We start from the raw sequence: 15,734 nt of genomic DNA, 5'->3' as shown, positions 1-15,734 counted from the left end.
CCAAGTGACAGACAAGACCCGCATCGCCCTCGTGTTCGGGGGACAGTCCCCGGAACACGGCATCTCCTGTCTCACCGCGGCCAGCGTGTTCAAGGCCTTGGACAAGGACCGTTTCGACGTGGTCGGCATCGGGATCGCCCCGAGTGGTCGATGGACCCAGGTCCCGGCCGCCACCATTGCCGCCTACGCCATCGAGGACGGTCTCGCCCCGCAGGTGGCCGAGCCGGAGCACGACGCCGTGTGGCTGGTCGGTGAGCAGGGGTGTGAGGTGGCCACCCGAACGGGGGAGAAGCTGGTGGAGCTGAACGGGGTCGATGTCGCCTTCGCCCTGCTGCACGGTCCCTACGGCGAGGACGGCACCATCCAGGGAATGTTCGAGATGATGGGTATCCGCTACGTCGGCTCCGGGGTCATGGCCTCGGCCGTCGGGATGGACAAGGAGTTCATGAAGCTGGCCTTCAAGGCCGCCGGACTGCCCGTGGGACCGTTCGTCGCAGCCTCGGCCCGCAGGTTGAGGCACCACAGGGAACAGGTGTTGGAGGAGGTCTCACGGCTGCAGTACCCGATCTTCGTCAAACCGGCCCGCGGGGGATCCTCGATCGGGATCTCCCGGGTCACCGAGCCGCAGCAGCTCGAGGCAGCCATCACCCTGGCCCAGGAGTACGATCCCAAGGTGATCTTCGAACAGGGGATCACCGGGGCCAGGGAGCTGGAGGTCGCCGTGCTCGGGGACCCGGACGCGCCCCAGGGCTGCCGGGCCTCGGTCGTCGGGGAGATCCGGGTGCAGGCCGAGGACGGTTTCTACGACTACGAGGCCAAGTACTTCGACGAGAACGGGGCGGCGCTCGACGCGCCCGCGGAACTTCCCGAGGCGCAGGCCTCGGTCCTGCAGGCCATGGCCCGTCGCGCCTTCAACGCCATCGAGGCCGAGGGGCTGGTGCGCGCCGACTTCTTCCTCACCGACGACGGGGTGTGGCTCAACGAGGTCAACACCATGCCCGGGTTCACCAAGATCTCCATGTATCCCACCCTGTGGCAGGAGAGCGGTCTGACCTATGAACAGCTGGTGGGTCGCCTGGTCGAGCTGGCCCTGGCGCGCCCTACGGGGATGCGCTGATGGCAGGTGAGTTCGAACTGATCTCCGAGATCACCGCTGACCTGGCGCTCGGAGCGGACGTGAGGCTCGGTCCGGGCGACGACGCGGCGGTGCTGCGCCCGGCCGGCGACGTGGTGGTCACCACGGACGTGCTCATCGAGAACGTCCACTTCAAACGCTCCTGGTCGAGCGCCCACCAGATCGGTCGGAAGGCCGTGGCCGTCAACGTCTCAGACGTGGAGGCGATGGGGGCGATCCCGAGCGCAGTGGTCATCGGGTTGGCACTGCCGAAGGACCTGGACCAGGCCTGGGTGAAGGAGTTCCAGCAGGGCGTGGCCGCCGAGTGTGAGCAGGCCCGGGTGAGTCTCGTCGGTGGGGACCTGTCCTCCTCGGCCCACGTCGCCATCTCCGTCACCGCGCTCGGCAACCTCGATGGGCGGGCTCCCGTCACCCGGGTCGGGGCCCGGCCGGGTGATCGGGTGGCGGTGTGCGGGAGGCTCGGTTGGGCCGCCGGTGGACTGCTCGTGCTGCAGCGGGGATTCGGTTCCCCGAAGGACCTGGTGGCCGAGCAGCAGGTCCCGAGCGTCCCCTACGGGCAGGGCCGGGTGGCGGCCGAGGCCGGGGCCACCGCCATGATCGACGTCTCCGACGGCCTGCTGCAGGACCTGGGCCACATCTGTGAACGCAGCGGGGTCGGCATCGACATCGACTCCTCGGCCTTCGCGGTCCCCGACGGACTGGCACGGGTCGCCGCCGCGACCGGGAAGAACCCCATGGCATTCATCCTGGCCGGTGGCGAGGACCACGCCCTGGCAGCCACGTTCCCCCCAGATCGGGACCTGCCTGATGGCTGGCGGGCCATCGGACTGGTCGGTCCCGGGGCGCAGGTGAGCGTCGACGGCGAGCCCTGGACCTCTCCGACCGGCTGGGACCACTTCGCCTGACCACCATGACGACGGCGCGGGAGGTGAGGCCGGGCCCGCTCCTCCGCTAGGTTGGAAGCATGGCGACACGCGGCTCTTCCCCCTCGCGGAACTCCACCCGACGCTCGTCCTCGTCGCAGGGCGGCAAGAAGTCCGGTGGCCCCACGTCGACCTCACGGACCCGTTCCACCAGCCGCCCCGCCTCCCCGGAACCGAATCCGCTGCTGCGGGGGATCGTCGCGTTCTGGCGTGGGCTGGCACACGGTGTCGGCGCCATCGCGCGAAGCTTCGGCGGTGTGGACACCGATGTCGATCCGGCACTGCGTCGTGACGGGGTCGGTCTGTTCGTGCTGCTGCTCGCCGTCGTGGTGGCCTCCCGGGCCTGGTTCATGCTCCCGGGGCCGGTCGGCGGGGCCATCGAGGTCGCCACCACCACCATCGTCGGACTCAGTTCGACCTTCCTCCCGGCGATCCTCCTCTACGCGTCATGGCGGATCCTGAGGCACCCTCGCGCAGTGGATGCCGCACCCCGGACAGGACTCGGCTGGTTCCTCATCACGACGGGTGCCCTCGGCATCCTCAACATCGCCCGGGGACTGCCCCGCCCGGACCAGATGATGGAGCTCAGACGTGCCGGAGGGATCCTGGGATTCCTCTCCAGCAGCCTGTTCACCGACCTGCTGACCGTCTGGGCCGCTGTGCCCATCCTCGTCGTGGTGACCCTCATCGGTGTCCTCCTCGTCATCAACCGCCCCCTGCGCGACGTGATCGCAGGCATCCGCGGTGGGCTCTCAGCGCTGGTGGAGGACACCACGGAGGAGCCCCCGAGGAAGCTGGAACTCGGGGTGGACAAGCCCTACGACACCCCCCTCATCGTCGAGGACGACCCCGACCCCGAGGGGGAGCCGGTCCCTGACTGGCAGGTGGAGGAGCACGAACCCTCGCTGCCACCGGTGCGCAAACCGGCTCCGGCGGCCCCGAAGGAGGACCTCCCCCCGCCGGAGCACACCCCCATGATCGGTCGGGCCGAGCAGCTCCAGCTCAGCGGCGAGATCATGTACCAGCTGCCGGACGAGAGCCTGCTCATCCCCGGCACCAAGCCGAAGGCCCGCACCGAGTCGTCCGACCGCGTGGTCCGGCAGCTCGCCGCCACCCTGGAGGAGTTCGAGATCGACGCCCGGGTCACCGGCTACACCCGTGGCCCGACGGTGACCCGATACGAGGTCGAGCTCGGCAACGCCATCAAGGTCTCCAAGGTGACCGGGCTGGCGGACAACATCGCCTACGCCGTCGGCAGCAACGAGATCCGAATCCTCACCCCCATCCCGGGCAGATCGGCCATCGGCATCGAGATCCCGAACCTCGACAAGGAGGTGGTCAGCCTCGGCGACGTGCTCCGTTCCCCCAAGGCGCTGGGCGATCACCACCCGCTCACCGTCGGGCTCGGCAAGGACGTCGAGGGCGGTTTCGTGCTGGCCAACATGGCGAAGATGCCGCACCTGCTGGTGGCCGGGGCCACCGGGTCCGGCAAGTCGAGCTTCATCAACTCACTCATCACCTCCATCATGATGCGGGCCACACCCGACGAGGTGCGTCTGCTGCTGGTGGATCCGAAACGGGTGGAGCTCAACCAGTACGAGGGCATCCCTCACCTGGTGACCCCGATCATCACGAATCCCAAGAAGGCGGCCGAGGCGCTCGCCTGGGTGGTGCGTGAGATGGACATGCGCTACGACGACCTGGCGAACTTCGGCTTCCGCCACGTCGACGACTTCAACAAGGCGGTGCGCGCCGGCCAGGTGAAGGTTCCGGAGGGTTCCGAACGCGTGCTGGCCCCGTACCCCTACCTGCTGGTGGTCGTCGACGAGCTGGCCGACCTGATGATGGTGGCTCCCCGCGACGTCGAGGAGTCGGTGGTCAGGATCACCCAGCTCGCCCGGGCCGCCGGCATCCACCTCGTGCTCGCCACCCAGCGTCCCTCGACGGATGTCGTCACCGGTCTCATCAAGGCCAACGTGCCCTCACGACTTGCCTTCGCGACCTCGTCGATGACCGACTCCCGGGTGATCCTCGACCAGCCGGGGGCCGAGAAGCTGGTCGGCAAGGGGGACGGGCTGTTCCTGCCGATGGGGGCGGGCAAACCCATCCGGGTGCAGGGGGCGTGGGTCAACGAGTCCGAGATCCGCGAGGTCGTGGCCCACATCTCCGGACAGCTGCAACCGACCTACCGGGAGGACGTGACCACGGCTGCCGCGGAGAAGAAGGTGGTCGACGACATCGGTGACGACCTCGAGCTCGTCATCGACGCGGCCCGGCTGGTCGTGGAGCTGCAGCTCGGTTCCACCTCGATGCTGCAGCGCAAGCTGAGGGTGGGGTTCGCCAAGGCGGGACGGCTCATGGACATCCTCGAGTCCCGTGGCGTCGTCGGCCCCTCGGAGGGCTCCAAGGCGCGTGAGGTGCTGGTGAAGCCGGAGGACCTGGACGAGCTCCTGGTGTCCTTGTCGGCCGGGTGAGCGATACTTGGGGACGATGATGAACAAGGTCCACATCCACACCCTCGGCTGTGCCCGCAACGACGTCGACTCCGAGGAACTCGCCGGACGTCTCGAGGCGGGAGGTTTCCAGCTCGTCGAGGACCCCACCGAGGCCGAGACGGTGGTGGTCAACACCTGCGGTTTCGTGGAACAGGCCAAGAAGGACTCCATCGACACCCTCCTGGCGGCAGCCGACCTCAAGGACACCGGTCGTGCCCGGGCCGTGGTTGCGGTCGGCTGCATGGCGGAACGGTACGGTGTGCAGCTGGCGCAGGAACTCCCCGAGGCCGATGCCGTGCTCGGGTTCGACGACTACGGCGACATCGCGGACCGGCTGCGTCACATCCTGGCCGGTGGCAGCCACGAGTCCCACATCCCCAGGGACCGACGCACCCTGCTGCCCCTGGCCCCGGTGGAACGCCCGGCCGCAGCTGCCACCGTCGCGACTCCCGGGCACACCCCGTTGCCGGAAGGACTCGCGCCGGCGAGCGGCCCGAGGGGGCATCGTCGCCGCATCTCCTCCGGGCCGGCGGCATCGCTCAAGATCGCCTCAGGGTGCGACCGGCGCTGCTCCTTCTGTGCCATCCCGGCCTTCCGGGGGTCCTATCTCTCGCGTCCTGTCGACGAGTTGGTCGCGGAGGCCCGCTGGCTGGTCTCGGAAGGGGTCAAGGAGATCCTGCTGGTCTCCGAGAACACCTCCAGCTACGGCAAGGATCTCACCGACGCCAGCCTGGAACGGCTGCTCCCGGAGCTGGCAGCAGTCGACGGACTGGAGTGGATCCGGGTGTCCTACCTCCAGCCGGCCGAGCTGCGTCCCGGGATGCTGGAGGCCATGCTCACCACGCGCAAGGTGGTTCCCTACTTCGATCTGTCCTTCCAGCACGCCTCCCCGTCGGTGCTGAGGAGGATGCGACGTTTCGGAGATCCGGAGAGCTTCCTGGAGATCATCTCCCGCATCAGGTCAGCAGCTCCCGAGGCGGGGATCCGCAGCAATGTCATCGCCGGGTTCCCGGGGGAGACGGAACATGATGTCGAGGTGCTGAGACAGTTCATCATCGATGCGAACCTGGATGTGCTCGGGGTGTTCGGGTACTCCGACGAGGAGGGCACGGAGGGAGTGCGACTGGATGGGCACCTCGACCAGGAGGAGATCGAGGCACGACGTGAGATGCTCACCGATGTCGCCACGGCGGTGTGTGAGTCCCGGGCCGCCGAGCGGGTGGGGGAGCACGCCATGGTGCTGGTCGAGGAGAATGGTGCGACACCGATCGGCCGGGCGCCGCACCAGGGGCCGGAGACCGATGGCGTCGTGGAACTCGTCGATGCGGGAGGCTGCGACGTGGGGGATTTCGTGGCGGTCACCTTCGTGGCGGCCGAGGGGATCGACCTCAGAGGAGAGAGGGAATGACTGAGTCACCACCCAGCAACTGGAATGTCCCGAATGCGCTCACGGTGTTGCGCATCGTCATGGTGCCGATCTTCCTGGTCGTGCTCTTCCTCCATCCTCACGATCCCTCGTGGCGGCTGGCCGCGACCGGGGTGTTCACGCTGGCCATCCTGACGGATCTGGCGGACGGGGCCATCGCCCGTCGCTGGAATCTCGTCACTGATTTCGGGAAGCTCTGGGACCCGTTCGCGGACAAGGCGTTGACGGGGGCGGCCTTCATCTCCCTCAGTGTCCTGGGGGAACTGCCGTGGTTCTTCACGGTGCTGATCCTGCTGCGGGAGTGGAGCATCACGTGGTTGAGAGCGGCGGTCGCGAAGTACGGGATCATGGCGGCCAAGGGGGGAGGCAAGCTCAAGACGGTGGTCCAGTCCTTGGCCCTGATCCTGTTCCTGCGCTGGCTCGAGGTGCTGCCCGGGTGGTTCCAGGTGCTGGCCTGGGTGCTGATGTGGGCAGCGCTGGCACTGACGCTCATGACCGGCCTCGACTATGTCCGGGAGGCCCTCAGGCTGCGTCGACAGGCCCGCGGGAAGGGTGAGACAGCTCCGGTCGAGTGAAGTCCTGCCCTGCCTCAGCTGCTCCGGTTTTTGGACTCGGAGGGGGCCGGGACGATGACCACCTCGATGCCTGCGTCGCGGATTCGCGCCAACTCATCGGCCGGGGCATTGGAATCCGTCACCAGCACGTCGATCTCCGTCAGATCCGCCATCTTGGCCAGGGTGACATGACCGATCTTGGTGGCGTCCGCGACGGCGATCACCCGTTGGGCGCGTTCGATCATCGTGTGGTTCGTGCGGGCCTCGATGTCGTCATGGGTGGTCAGCCCCCCGGTGGAACTCACCCCGTCGGCCCCGACCAGTGCGGTTCCGACGTTGACGAGGCGGAGTGTGGCCTCGGCCAGGGAACCGACCAGCTCCAAGGAGTTCGAACGCAGCACCCCGCCGGCGATGAGGACGCGACTCTGTCCCTGCTCGGCCGCCTCCAGGCCGATGCTGAGCGAATTGGTGATGATGGTGAGGTCCGTGCGGTGCTGCAGTGCACGCAGCACCTCCGCTGCCGTGGTGCCACCGCTGAGTCCGATGGCGTGCTTGCCCTCGGGGACCAGTTGGGCCGCGGCGGAGGCGATCCGTGACTTGGCCGCCTGGTTGCGGCCATCACGCAGCCGAACGGGCAGCTCCTTGCTTCCCTGGACCGGACGGGCCCCACCGTGGGTGCGGTCGAGCAACCCCTGGGCGGCGAGGACCGCGACATCACGCCGGATGGTGGCCTCTGAGGTGCCGAGCTCCGTGGCCAGCTGGGACAGGGCCATCTGTCCGTTCTCCTGGAGCAGGGCCAGCATGGCCAGCATCCGGTCGGAACGCTTGTGGGAATGTGTTCCCGTGGAGTTCATCTCGCCTCCTGGTGCAGATGTTTCCGGGGTGGAAAAGTCCACGTTGTGCAGTTGTTGTGCAGTTGTTGCGCGGTATTGGGCGACATTCTAAATGATTGCGCACTTGGTGTGCGAGATGGCGCCTCACTGGGGAATACTTGAGTCGTGCGAGAGGCGGAGTTGAGGTCGAGACTGGATGCGGTACTGGGACCTGACTACGCCCCCAGTTGGGCGGCAACCGTCGCTCTGCAGGGGCTCGACAGCCGCAGTGTCGAGGAGGCACTGCGGGCCGGGGTGCCCTGCAAGGAGATCTGGCGTGCGGTGTGGGTGGAGCTCGAGCTCCCGGACAGGATGCGTTGAGGCGCGACACGCCGACGGCACGACATTCGAACACGCGTTCGGCTATGCTTGCCGCGTCGACGGGTTGTCCACACCCGAGATGCTCGAGCGAGAAAAATGTCGGTCGGGCTTCCTAGAGTGAAGATGTAAGGACCTGGACCCGCACGGTGGGTTCGCCCAGGCACAGGGAAAGGAAACAGCATGTCGGTCGCTGATCGCGCCAAGGCGCTGGAGGCAGCACTCGCCCAGATCGAGAAGGCCCACGGAAAGGGTTCGGTCATGCGTCTGGGGGAGGGGAGTCGGCTGCCCGTCGACGTCATCCCGACGGGCAGCGTGGCGCTGGATGTCGCACTCGGCATCGGAGGGCTGCCACGGGGCCGCATCATCGAGATCTACGGACCGGAGTCCTCCGGCAAGACCACCGTCGCCCTCCACGCCATCGCCAATGCCCAGGCCGAGGGTGGGATCTGTGCCTTCATCGATGCCGAGCACGCACTCGACCCGGACTACGCGGCGAGGCTCGGGGTGAAGACCGATGAGCTGCTGGTCTCCCAGCCTGACAACGGGGAGCAGGCGCTGGAGATCGCGGACACCCTCGTGCGTTCAGGAGCCCTGGCCCTGATCGTGGTGGACTCGGTGGCCGCATTGACCCCTCGCGCCGAGATCGAGGGCGAGATGGGGGACTCACACGTCGGCCTGCAGGCACGGCTGATGAGTCAGGCACTGCGCAAGATGACAGGGGCACTCAAATCCGCCAACACCACGGCCATCTTCATCAACCAGCTCCGGGAGAAGATCGGCGTGATGTTCGGTTCCCCCGAGACCACCACGGGTGGCCGGGCGCTGAAGTTCTACTCCTCGGTCCGCCTCGACGTGCGACGCATCGAGACCCTCAAGGACGGTTCCGAGATGGTGGGCAACCGGACCCGGGTCAAGGTGGTCAAGAACAAGGTCGCCCCGCCGTTCAAGCAGGCGGAGTTCGACATCATCTACGGTGAGGGCATCTCCCGGGAGGGAAGCCTCATCGACATGGGGGTGGCGAATGGCGTGATCCGCAAGGCCGGTGCCTGGTTCACCTATGAGAAGGACCAGCTCGGTCAGGGCAAGGAGAACGCCCGGAACTTCCTCAAGAACAATCCTGAGGTGGCCAAGGAGATCGAGCAGAAGATCCTGAAGGCCCTGGGGTTGGGTGAGCAGCCAGCGGAGAAGGAACGGATCAACCCGGAGACAGGAGAGGTCGAGGTTGACTTCTGACCTGGAGTTCGCCCGACGGATCGCGCTGCGCCTGCTCGAGACGCGCAGCCGATCCGAGGCCGAGCTGCGCGACAAACTCGCGGCCAGGAAGGTTCCCCCTGAGCTGGTCGACGAGCTGATGACCCGGTTCAAGGAGGTCGGGCTCGTCGACGACGCGGCATTCGCCCGTTCCCTGGTGCGGACTCGTGGTGAGATCAATCGGCACGGTCGTTCTCGGATCAGACGCGAGCTGCAGCGGCGCGGCATCGACCCGGTCGAGGCCGAGTCCGCGCTGGACGAGCTGGAGACGGAGGAGGAGGCGGCGCATGCCCTGGCGTTCGCCACCCGTCGACTGCGAACATTGCGTGGCCTCGAGCCCCATGTGGTCCGGCGCCGCCTCCACGGCGCCCTGGCCCGACGAGGTTTCAGCGTGGGGGTGTGCATGGAGGTGGTCTCGCAGCTGCTCGAGGATGCCGGGGAAGACCAACCCGACCTCTTGTGAGTTCCCGGTTCGGGTATAGGCTTCCACATCCAGGGGTCTCGACTTCCTCACCCCGGGGCCAGCGCCTGAGATCACGACTGACGGTTCAGCCGTGATGCGCCGCGTGATCTCGCCCGGAGGGGATGCGGTGCACCCAGAGAGATCTTCAGCGTGAAGGGACAACCGTGGCTTGGCTTGCGTGGATACTGGTCGGAGTGCTCACGGTGGCGCTGGTGTGCGTGATCTTCTGGCAGAGCCGCTCCACCCGTCGTTTCATCGAGGAACGTGTCCTGGACGAACGGCGTTCACGCAACCATGCCGATGAGCTGCACCGTCAGGCCAGCGAGGCGGCCGAACGGGTCCGGGTCGATGCACAGCGGATCCTGGACCAGGCGAAGGAACATGCGGCCCAGGCGACGGCGGAACTGGATCGGCGCCGTGAGGAGCTGGAGGTCTCGATGGCGGCGCGACGTGCCGAACTGCGTGAGCAACGCGCCGCGCAGGAGCGGCAGGAGGAACGTCTCCACGAGAAGGAGGACCGACTGTCGGCGGAGGCCGAAGGGCTCGCCACCCGAGCGGAGCTGCTGGAGCAACAACGGCGCGAGCTTCGGCAACGTCGTGACGCCCTGGGGCAGCAGGAGGAGCGGATCGCGACGGAGCTGGAACGCATCGCCGGCCTCGGCATCGACCAGGCCCACGAGGAGGTGCTCGCGCGGGCAGAACGGCAGGCCCGGTTGGAGGCGGCCACACTGGCCCGTGACATCGAGGAGACGGCGCGACATCAGGCGGAGGTGAGAGCCAGGGAGATCATCGTCACGGCGATCCAGCGTTGCGCGGCCGAGCAGACCTCGGAGTCCGTCGTTACCAGCGTGGATCTGCCGGGTGATGAGATGAAGGGCCGCATCATCGGGCGTGAGGGGCGCAACATCCGTTCCTTCGAACAGATCACCGGGGTGAACGTCCTGATCGACGACACCCCGGAGATGGTGCTGCTCAGCTGTTTCGACCCGGTACGCCGCGAAGCGGCCCGGATGACCCTGACCGATCTGGTGGCCGACGGACGCATCCACCCGGCCCGCATCGAGGAGGTTCACGAACGCAACATGCGGCTGCTCGAGGAGCGGATCCGCCGTACCGGTGAGCAGGCACTGGTGGACGTGGGGATCACGGACCTCCACGAGGACCTGGTCCCCGTTGTCGGTTCGCTGGCCTACCGCACCAGTTTCGGGCAGAACGTCCTGGCCCATCTGAGCGAGTGCGCCCACCTGGCCGGTGTCATGGCGGCGGAACTGGGACTCGACGTCGCCCAGTGCAAACGAGCTGCCTTCCTGCACGACATCGGCAAGGCGCTCACCCATGAGACCGAGGGGCCGCACGCACTGATCGGTGCGGATCTGCTGCGACGACATGGCGAGCACGAGGACATCGTCCATGCCGTGGAGGCGCACCACAACGAGGTGCCACCGCGCACCGTCGAGGCGATCCTGACGCAGGCCGCCGACGCGATCTCCGGGGCCAGGCCCGGGGCGCGTCGGGAGTCCCTGGAGGCCTACGTCGAGCGCATGCAGAACCTGGAGTCCATCGCGATGGCCCATGAGGGGGTCACCCGCGCCTACGCGATGCAGGCCGGTCGAGAGGTCCGGATCATGGTGGCCCCCGAGGTGGTCGACGACCAGGCCAGCCATGTGCTGGCCAAGGAGATCGCCGGTGAGGTCCAGAAGAACCTCACCTACCCCGGACAGATCCGCATCACCGTGGTTCGGGAGTCCCGGGCCACGGAACTGGCACACTGACACCCCAACGGGCCCGCGCGGACTCACCGGAGCGCAGCAGGATGCGGTCCCGGTGGGTCGGTCCCTCGTTGAAGGCGTCCGGGCCACACGTCATCGGCTCGACGGCGATGCTGGCCCGGGTGGGTGGGGTGAACACCTGGACCCACTGCGTGGTGGCATCCCCCCAGATCTTGATGGCCCTGCCGTCGCCCCTCAGGGTCACCGCCCAGTCCCGTTGCAGCGGATCCGTGAATGCCGTGTCCAGTACGGTGTCACCGATCCGCCGTGACGCAGTGAAGTCATGGTCCGAACTGATCGGGCCGAGCCTGACCGGCAGCAGTCGTTCGGGGTCAACCATGAGCTCCGCGTCGAACGGGATGCTCAACTCCACCTGGGAGAGGTCGTCGAACCGGAAGTACGGGTGGGTCCCGTACCCCCATGGGAAGGTGGTGGTGCCGATGTTCGTGGCGAGCACGTCGACGGTGAGCCCGTTCTCACCCAGCTCGTGAACGATCTCGACGGCCAGGATGCCCGGCCAGCCGCGACGAGGCCAGAACACGGTGCGCTGCCGGACGGCCGAGGACATGTGGGACAGCATCTCCCACTGCTGCCCGACGTTGAGGCCGTGATTGGCGTTGCCGCGCGCCACCTCGTTGACCGGGAGCTGGTACTCGGTCTCACCGATCAGGTACCGCCCATCGCGCAACCGGTTGGGCCAGGGCATCAGGTGGGCGCCCTGCCAGCGACGTGGCTCCTCGTCCGCCCGGTAGGTGTCGAGGAGTTCGACACCGTCGTACCTCAGGCTGCGCAGCCCCGCCCCGACCTGAGTCGTGACGGCGCTCCAACGGTGACTTCGGATCTCGTACTGTTCGCCAGTGGGGTGGATCATGGGATCACAGTAACCGCGTCGTGATTCGTGCGCTGGCGTTTGGATGTCTAGAGTTGGGCCACCATGAGCGCGCGCACCTACCATGTCATCACCTACGGCTGTCAGATGAACGTCCACGACTCCGAGCGGATCTCCGGTCTGTTGGAGGAGGCGGGGTTGCGACGCGCCGAGGGGGATGAGCAGGTGCTCGGTGCCGGGGCCGACGTGGTGGTGTTCAACACGTGCGCGGTCCGGGAGAACGCCGACAACCGGCTGTACGGCAATCTTGGGCACATGGCCTCGATCAAGGCCAAACATCCCGGCATGCAGATCGCGGTGGGTGGTTGCATGGCGCAGAAGGACAAGGACCTCATCCAGAGCAAGGCCCCCTGGGTGGACGTGGTGTTCGGTACCCACAACGTGGGCAGCCTCCCGCGGCTGCTGGAGCGGGCCCGCATCGAGGATGCCGCCCAGATCGAGATCGTCGAGGCGCTGCAGACCTTCCCCAGCAATCTTCCGAGCAGACGGGAGTCACCCTACTCCGCCTGGGTGTCGGTGAGCGTGGGGTGCAACAACACCTGCACCTTCTGCATCGTGCCGCAGCTGCGGGGCAAGGAGACCGACCGACGTCCCGGGGACATCCTGGCCGAGATCCAGATGCTGGTCGATCAGGGGGTCCAGGAGATCACCCTGCTCGGTCAGAACGTCAACGCCTACGGTGTGGAGTTCGGGGACCGTCAGGCCTTCGCGAAACTGCTGCGGGCCTGCGGTGAGATCCAGGGTCTCGAGCGGGTCCGTTTCACCTCACCCCACCCCAAGGACTTCACCGACGACGTCATCGCGGCGATGGCGGAGACCCACAACGTGATGCCACAGCTCCACATGCCCCTCCAGTCAGGTTCTGACGCCGTGCTCAAGGCGATGCGTCGCTCGTACCGGAGCGAACGTTTCCTGGGGATCCTGGAGCGGGTCAGGAAGGCGATGCCACACGCCGCGATCACCACCGACATCATCGTCGGGTTCCCCGGGGAGAGCGAGGAGGACTTCGAGGCGACGATGGAGGTGGTGCGGCAGGCCAGGTTCTCGGCGGCCTTCACCTTCCAGTACTCGAGACGTCCCGGTACCCCGGCCGCCGAGATGACCGACCAGATCCCCAAGCAGGTGGTCCAGGCCCGCTACGAGCGTCTCGTCGACCTGGTGGGAGAGATCGCCTGGGAGGAGAACCGTCGGTTCGAGGGCCAGGAGGTCGAGGTGATGTTCGCCCTCGGTGAGGGACGAAAGGACGCTGCCACCAACCGCATGAGCGGTCGCGCCCGGGACAACCGCCTGGTCCACGTGACCGTCAGCGACGACCCGGCTGAGCGGCCCCGGCCGGGCGACATCGCCCTGGCGACCATCACGCATGCGGCCCCGCACCACCTCAACTCGGATGTCCCGATCCGCGGGCTGAGGCGCACCCGGGGCGGTGACGCCTGGGATGCCGCCACGAGAGAACCCGCCGGGACCTCCGGGGTCCTGCTGGGGATGCCGGGCTTCAAACGACCTGAATGAGGATGCGGGGTCCCGTCACCTCATGACGGGACCCCGCATCCGGAGGCCGGGATCACTCCGCGGTGGGCTTGTCCTTGCCGGCCATGTCCTCGACCTTGTTCTTGATGAACTCGGCGCCGGCGTCGATCTTGTCGCCGAACTTGTTGCCGGTGGCCTTGTCGAGCATCTCGGCACCCTTGTCGATGGCGCCGTCGATCTTGTCCTCGTGCGCGGCGACCTGATCGCCGATGCCGTCGAAGATACCCATGTTGATCCTTCTGTCCAGGGCGAGCCCGATGCACCGCCTGCACCATCATGCCCGCTCGCCGGGAGTTCTGCACCTGCCGACCGGCACTGGCAGGATGGGCACATGGAGCCACCCCTGATCGTCCTCGTCGGCCCCACCGCGACGGGGAAGTCCGCGCTGGCCGTCGAGTGCTGCCGACGGCTCGCCCGGCGTGGACTGGTCGGCGAGGTGGTCAATGCCGATTCCATGCTGGTCTACCGGGGCATGGACATCGGGACCGCGAAACCGACGGAACAGGAACGTGGGGGTGTCGAGCACCATCTGATCGATGTCATGGAGGTGACCGAGACCGCGAGCGTCGCCGATTTCCAGCAACGGGCCAGGGCCGTGATCGCCGAGTTGCGAGCCGCCCGGGTGGTGCCGGTGCTGGTCGGCGGGTCGGCGCTGTACACCCGAGCCATCACGGATCCGTTCACCTTCCCGGGATCCGATCCCGCCGTCCGGGCCAGGTTGGAGAGGGAGCTGGCGGCGCTGGGGGCGCACGAGATGCACCGTCGGCTGAGTGAGGTGGCCCCGGAATCGGCTGCGTGGATCGAACCCGGCAACGGTCGTCGCGTGGTACGGGCCCTGGAGATCCATGAGCTGACCGGTGGGCACCAGGCGGTGCTGCCGGAATGGAGCTATGAGCTGACCGGGGTGCACCAGTTCGGCCTCACCCTGGAACGCACGGAACTGGACGCCAGGATCGACGCCAGGGTCGAGGCCATGGTCGAGGCCGGACTGGTCGAGGAGGTGTGCTCACTGATCCCCAGGGGGTTGCGGGAGGGCCGAACCGCCGCCATGGCGATCGGGTATCGACAGGTGCTGCAGCACCTGGACGGGCTCTGCACCCTCGAGGAGGCGAAGGCCGAGATCAAGCGTGCCACGAGGCGTTTCTTCCGCAAGCAACTGGGCTGGTACCGCAGGGATCCACGGATCACATGGCTCCCCGCCGACGCGCCGGACAACGCGGAGCGCATACTTGAGGGGGCCGGACTGTGAGGCCACGGATGGAGAGGACCACCTGATGCTGTTCAGGAAAGGACATGCCACGGGCAATGACTTCGTCATCGTCGATGATCACCACGGCGCGATGGACCTGACCCCGGAGCGGGTGTCATGGCTGTGTGACCGGCACCGCGGCATCGGGGGTGACGGGGTGCTGCGCGTGGTGCGGGCCGGCAGCGTTCCCGACGCCGAGGTCGATCCGACGCTGTGGTTCATGGACTACCGGAACGCGGATGGTTCCGTCGCGGAGATGTGCGGCAACGGCCTGCGGTTGTTCGCCCGTCACCTGATGGAACAGGGGTTGGTCGGCGAGGAGGAGTTCGAGGTCGCCACCAGGGCCGGGATCAAGCGGGTCAGGGAACTCCAGGACGGACGCCTGGTCACCGACCTCGGTGAGGCGCAGGTGACCGAGGACGTCGTCACCATCACGCATCGGGGACGAGAGCTCGAAGGCCACCCCGTCGATGTCGGCAATCCCCATGCCGTGTGTTTCGTCACCGCCGAGGAACTGGCGGCCCTGGACCTGACCGAAGGTCCTGCGTGGGAGCCGGGCGAGGTCTTCCCGGACGGGGTCAATGTCGAGTTCATCCATGTGGTGCAGCCCGGACAGCTCCGGATGCGGGTCTTCGAGCGAGGGTGTGGGGAGACCCTGAGCTGCGGTACGGGGGTGGTGGCTGCGGCTGCCGTGCACCGGCACCTCGATGGGCATGACGGTCCCGTCCACGTGAGTGTGCCGGGTGGTGATCTCGTGGTCACCTTCGAGGACGGGCACGCCTGGTTGAGTGGTCCCGCGCAGATCGTCGCCGAGGGTGAGTTCCGGTTCTGAGGCGGTGCCCCGGGACTTTGTCGGT

Annotated in this window: 15 protein-coding genes; 12 read left to right on the top strand and 3 right to left on the bottom strand. The window is 67.3% G+C overall.

The features are described from left to right. Nucleotides 1–4 precede the first annotated feature (4 nt). The 5 genes from EII34_RS12060 to pgsA are packed head-to-tail and all read left to right on the top strand — an operon-like array spanning nucleotide 5 to nucleotide 6,554. Nucleotides 5–1,117, top strand: coding sequence for a D-alanine--D-alanine ligase family protein (locus tag EII34_RS12060; RefSeq protein ID WP_124845416.1), 1,113 nt, complete (start codon nucleotides 5–7; stop codon nucleotides 1,115–1,117). Further along, complete coding sequence (locus EII34_RS12055) at nucleotides 1,117–2,040, top strand: thiamine-phosphate kinase (protein ID WP_124845415.1); 924 nt, start codon at nucleotides 1,117–1,119, stop codon at nucleotides 2,038–2,040. The genes EII34_RS12060 and EII34_RS12055 overlap by 1 nt, the downstream gene beginning before the upstream one ends. 59 nt (nucleotides 2,041–2,099) lie before the next feature. Beyond that, nucleotides 2,100–4,532 carry an FtsK/SpoIIIE family DNA translocase gene (locus EII34_RS12050; protein WP_185711324.1) on the top strand — a complete coding sequence of 811 codons (2,433 nt, stop codon included), beginning with the start codon at nucleotides 2,100–2,102 and terminating at the stop codon, nucleotides 4,530–4,532. A 19-nt stretch (nucleotides 4,533–4,551) separates the two neighbouring features. After that, nucleotides 4,552–5,961 (top strand): 30S ribosomal protein S12 methylthiotransferase RimO, encoded by a 1,410-nt coding sequence (gene rimO, locus EII34_RS12045; RefSeq protein WP_185711328.1) that lies wholly within the window; start codon nucleotides 4,552–4,554, stop codon nucleotides 5,959–5,961. Further along, entirely contained in the window at nucleotides 5,958–6,554 is a 597-nt protein-coding gene (pgsA, locus tag EII34_RS12040) for a CDP-diacylglycerol--glycerol-3-phosphate 3-phosphatidyltransferase (protein ID WP_124845413.1), read from the top strand. Before rimO ends, pgsA begins: the two co-directional genes overlap by 4 nt. Nucleotides 6,555–6,568: 14 nt before the next feature. Here pgsA and EII34_RS12035 read toward each other — a convergent pair whose 3' ends face one another. After that, nucleotides 6,569–7,345, bottom strand: a complete 777-nt coding sequence (locus EII34_RS12035; protein ID WP_124845462.1) for a DeoR/GlpR family DNA-binding transcription regulator — start codon at nucleotides 7,343–7,345, stop codon at nucleotides 6,569–6,571. 186 nt (nucleotides 7,346–7,531) lie between these two features. On the opposite strand from EII34_RS12035, the gene EII34_RS12030 reads away from it, so the two are divergent. The 4 genes from EII34_RS12030 (at nucleotide 7,532) to rny (ending at nucleotide 11,212) form a co-directional block, all read left to right on the top strand. Beyond that, nucleotides 7,532–7,726 carry a DUF3046 domain-containing protein gene (locus EII34_RS12030; protein WP_124845412.1) on the top strand — a complete coding sequence of 65 codons (195 nt, stop codon included), beginning with the start codon at nucleotides 7,532–7,534 and terminating at the stop codon, nucleotides 7,724–7,726. Between the two features lie 180 nt (nucleotides 7,727–7,906). Beyond that, complete coding sequence (gene recA, locus EII34_RS12025; protein ID WP_124845411.1) at nucleotides 7,907–8,959, top strand: recombinase RecA; 1,053 nt, start codon at nucleotides 7,907–7,909, stop codon at nucleotides 8,957–8,959. Continuing rightward, nucleotides 8,949–9,440, top strand: a complete 492-nt coding sequence (locus EII34_RS12020) for a regulatory protein RecX (protein WP_124845410.1) — start codon at nucleotides 8,949–8,951, stop codon at nucleotides 9,438–9,440. The genes recA and EII34_RS12020 overlap by 11 nt, the downstream gene beginning before the upstream one ends. Before the next feature lie 164 nt (nucleotides 9,441–9,604). After that, nucleotides 9,605–11,212 carry a ribonuclease Y gene (rny, locus tag EII34_RS12015; protein WP_221620291.1) on the top strand — a complete coding sequence of 536 codons (1,608 nt, stop codon included), beginning with the start codon at nucleotides 9,605–9,607 and terminating at the stop codon, nucleotides 11,210–11,212. On the opposite strand, the gene EII34_RS12010 is transcribed toward rny, so the two are convergent. After that, the gene (locus EII34_RS12010; protein ID WP_185711323.1) at nucleotides 11,169–12,080 is read right to left on the bottom strand and encodes an aldose epimerase family protein; all 912 of its coding nucleotides are present in this window, start codon (nucleotides 12,078–12,080) and stop codon (nucleotides 11,169–11,171) included. The two genes, rny and EII34_RS12010, sit on opposite strands and share 44 nt — an antisense overlap. 63 nt (nucleotides 12,081–12,143) lie before the next feature. Here EII34_RS12010 and miaB point away from each other — a divergent pair, with 63 nt between their 5' ends. Beyond that, on the top strand, nucleotides 12,144–13,610 hold the full coding sequence (gene miaB, locus EII34_RS12005) for a tRNA (N6-isopentenyl adenosine(37)-C2)-methylthiotransferase MiaB (RefSeq protein WP_124845407.1): 1,467 nt from the start codon (nucleotides 12,144–12,146) through the stop codon (nucleotides 13,608–13,610). Between the two features lie 52 nt (nucleotides 13,611–13,662). Here miaB and EII34_RS12000 read toward each other — a convergent pair whose 3' ends face one another. Continuing rightward, nucleotides 13,663–13,857 carry an antitoxin gene (locus EII34_RS12000; RefSeq protein WP_124845406.1) on the bottom strand — a complete coding sequence of 65 codons (195 nt, stop codon included), beginning with the start codon at nucleotides 13,855–13,857 and terminating at the stop codon, nucleotides 13,663–13,665. A gap of 102 nt (nucleotides 13,858–13,959) precedes the next feature. Here EII34_RS12000 and miaA point away from each other — a divergent pair, with 102 nt between their 5' ends. Next, nucleotides 13,960–14,877: a tRNA (adenosine(37)-N6)-dimethylallyltransferase MiaA gene (miaA, locus tag EII34_RS11995; protein WP_124845405.1), complete on the top strand. Its 918-nt coding sequence runs from the start codon at nucleotides 13,960–13,962 to the stop codon at nucleotides 14,875–14,877. Between the two features lie 22 nt (nucleotides 14,878–14,899). Then, nucleotides 14,900–15,709 (top strand): diaminopimelate epimerase, encoded by an 810-nt coding sequence (gene dapF, locus EII34_RS11990; RefSeq protein ID WP_185711327.1) that lies wholly within the window; start codon nucleotides 14,900–14,902, stop codon nucleotides 15,707–15,709. The last annotated feature ends 25 nt before the right edge of the window (nucleotides 15,710–15,734 follow it).

Origin of the sequence: Arachnia propionica (assembly GCF_003859805.1) — a bacterium.
GTDB lineage: Bacteria > Actinomycetota > Actinomycetes > Propionibacteriales > Propionibacteriaceae > Arachnia > Arachnia propionica_C.
Note: the sequence above shows the minus strand (reverse complement) of the source record. Positions and strands in the feature narration are given on the sequence as shown.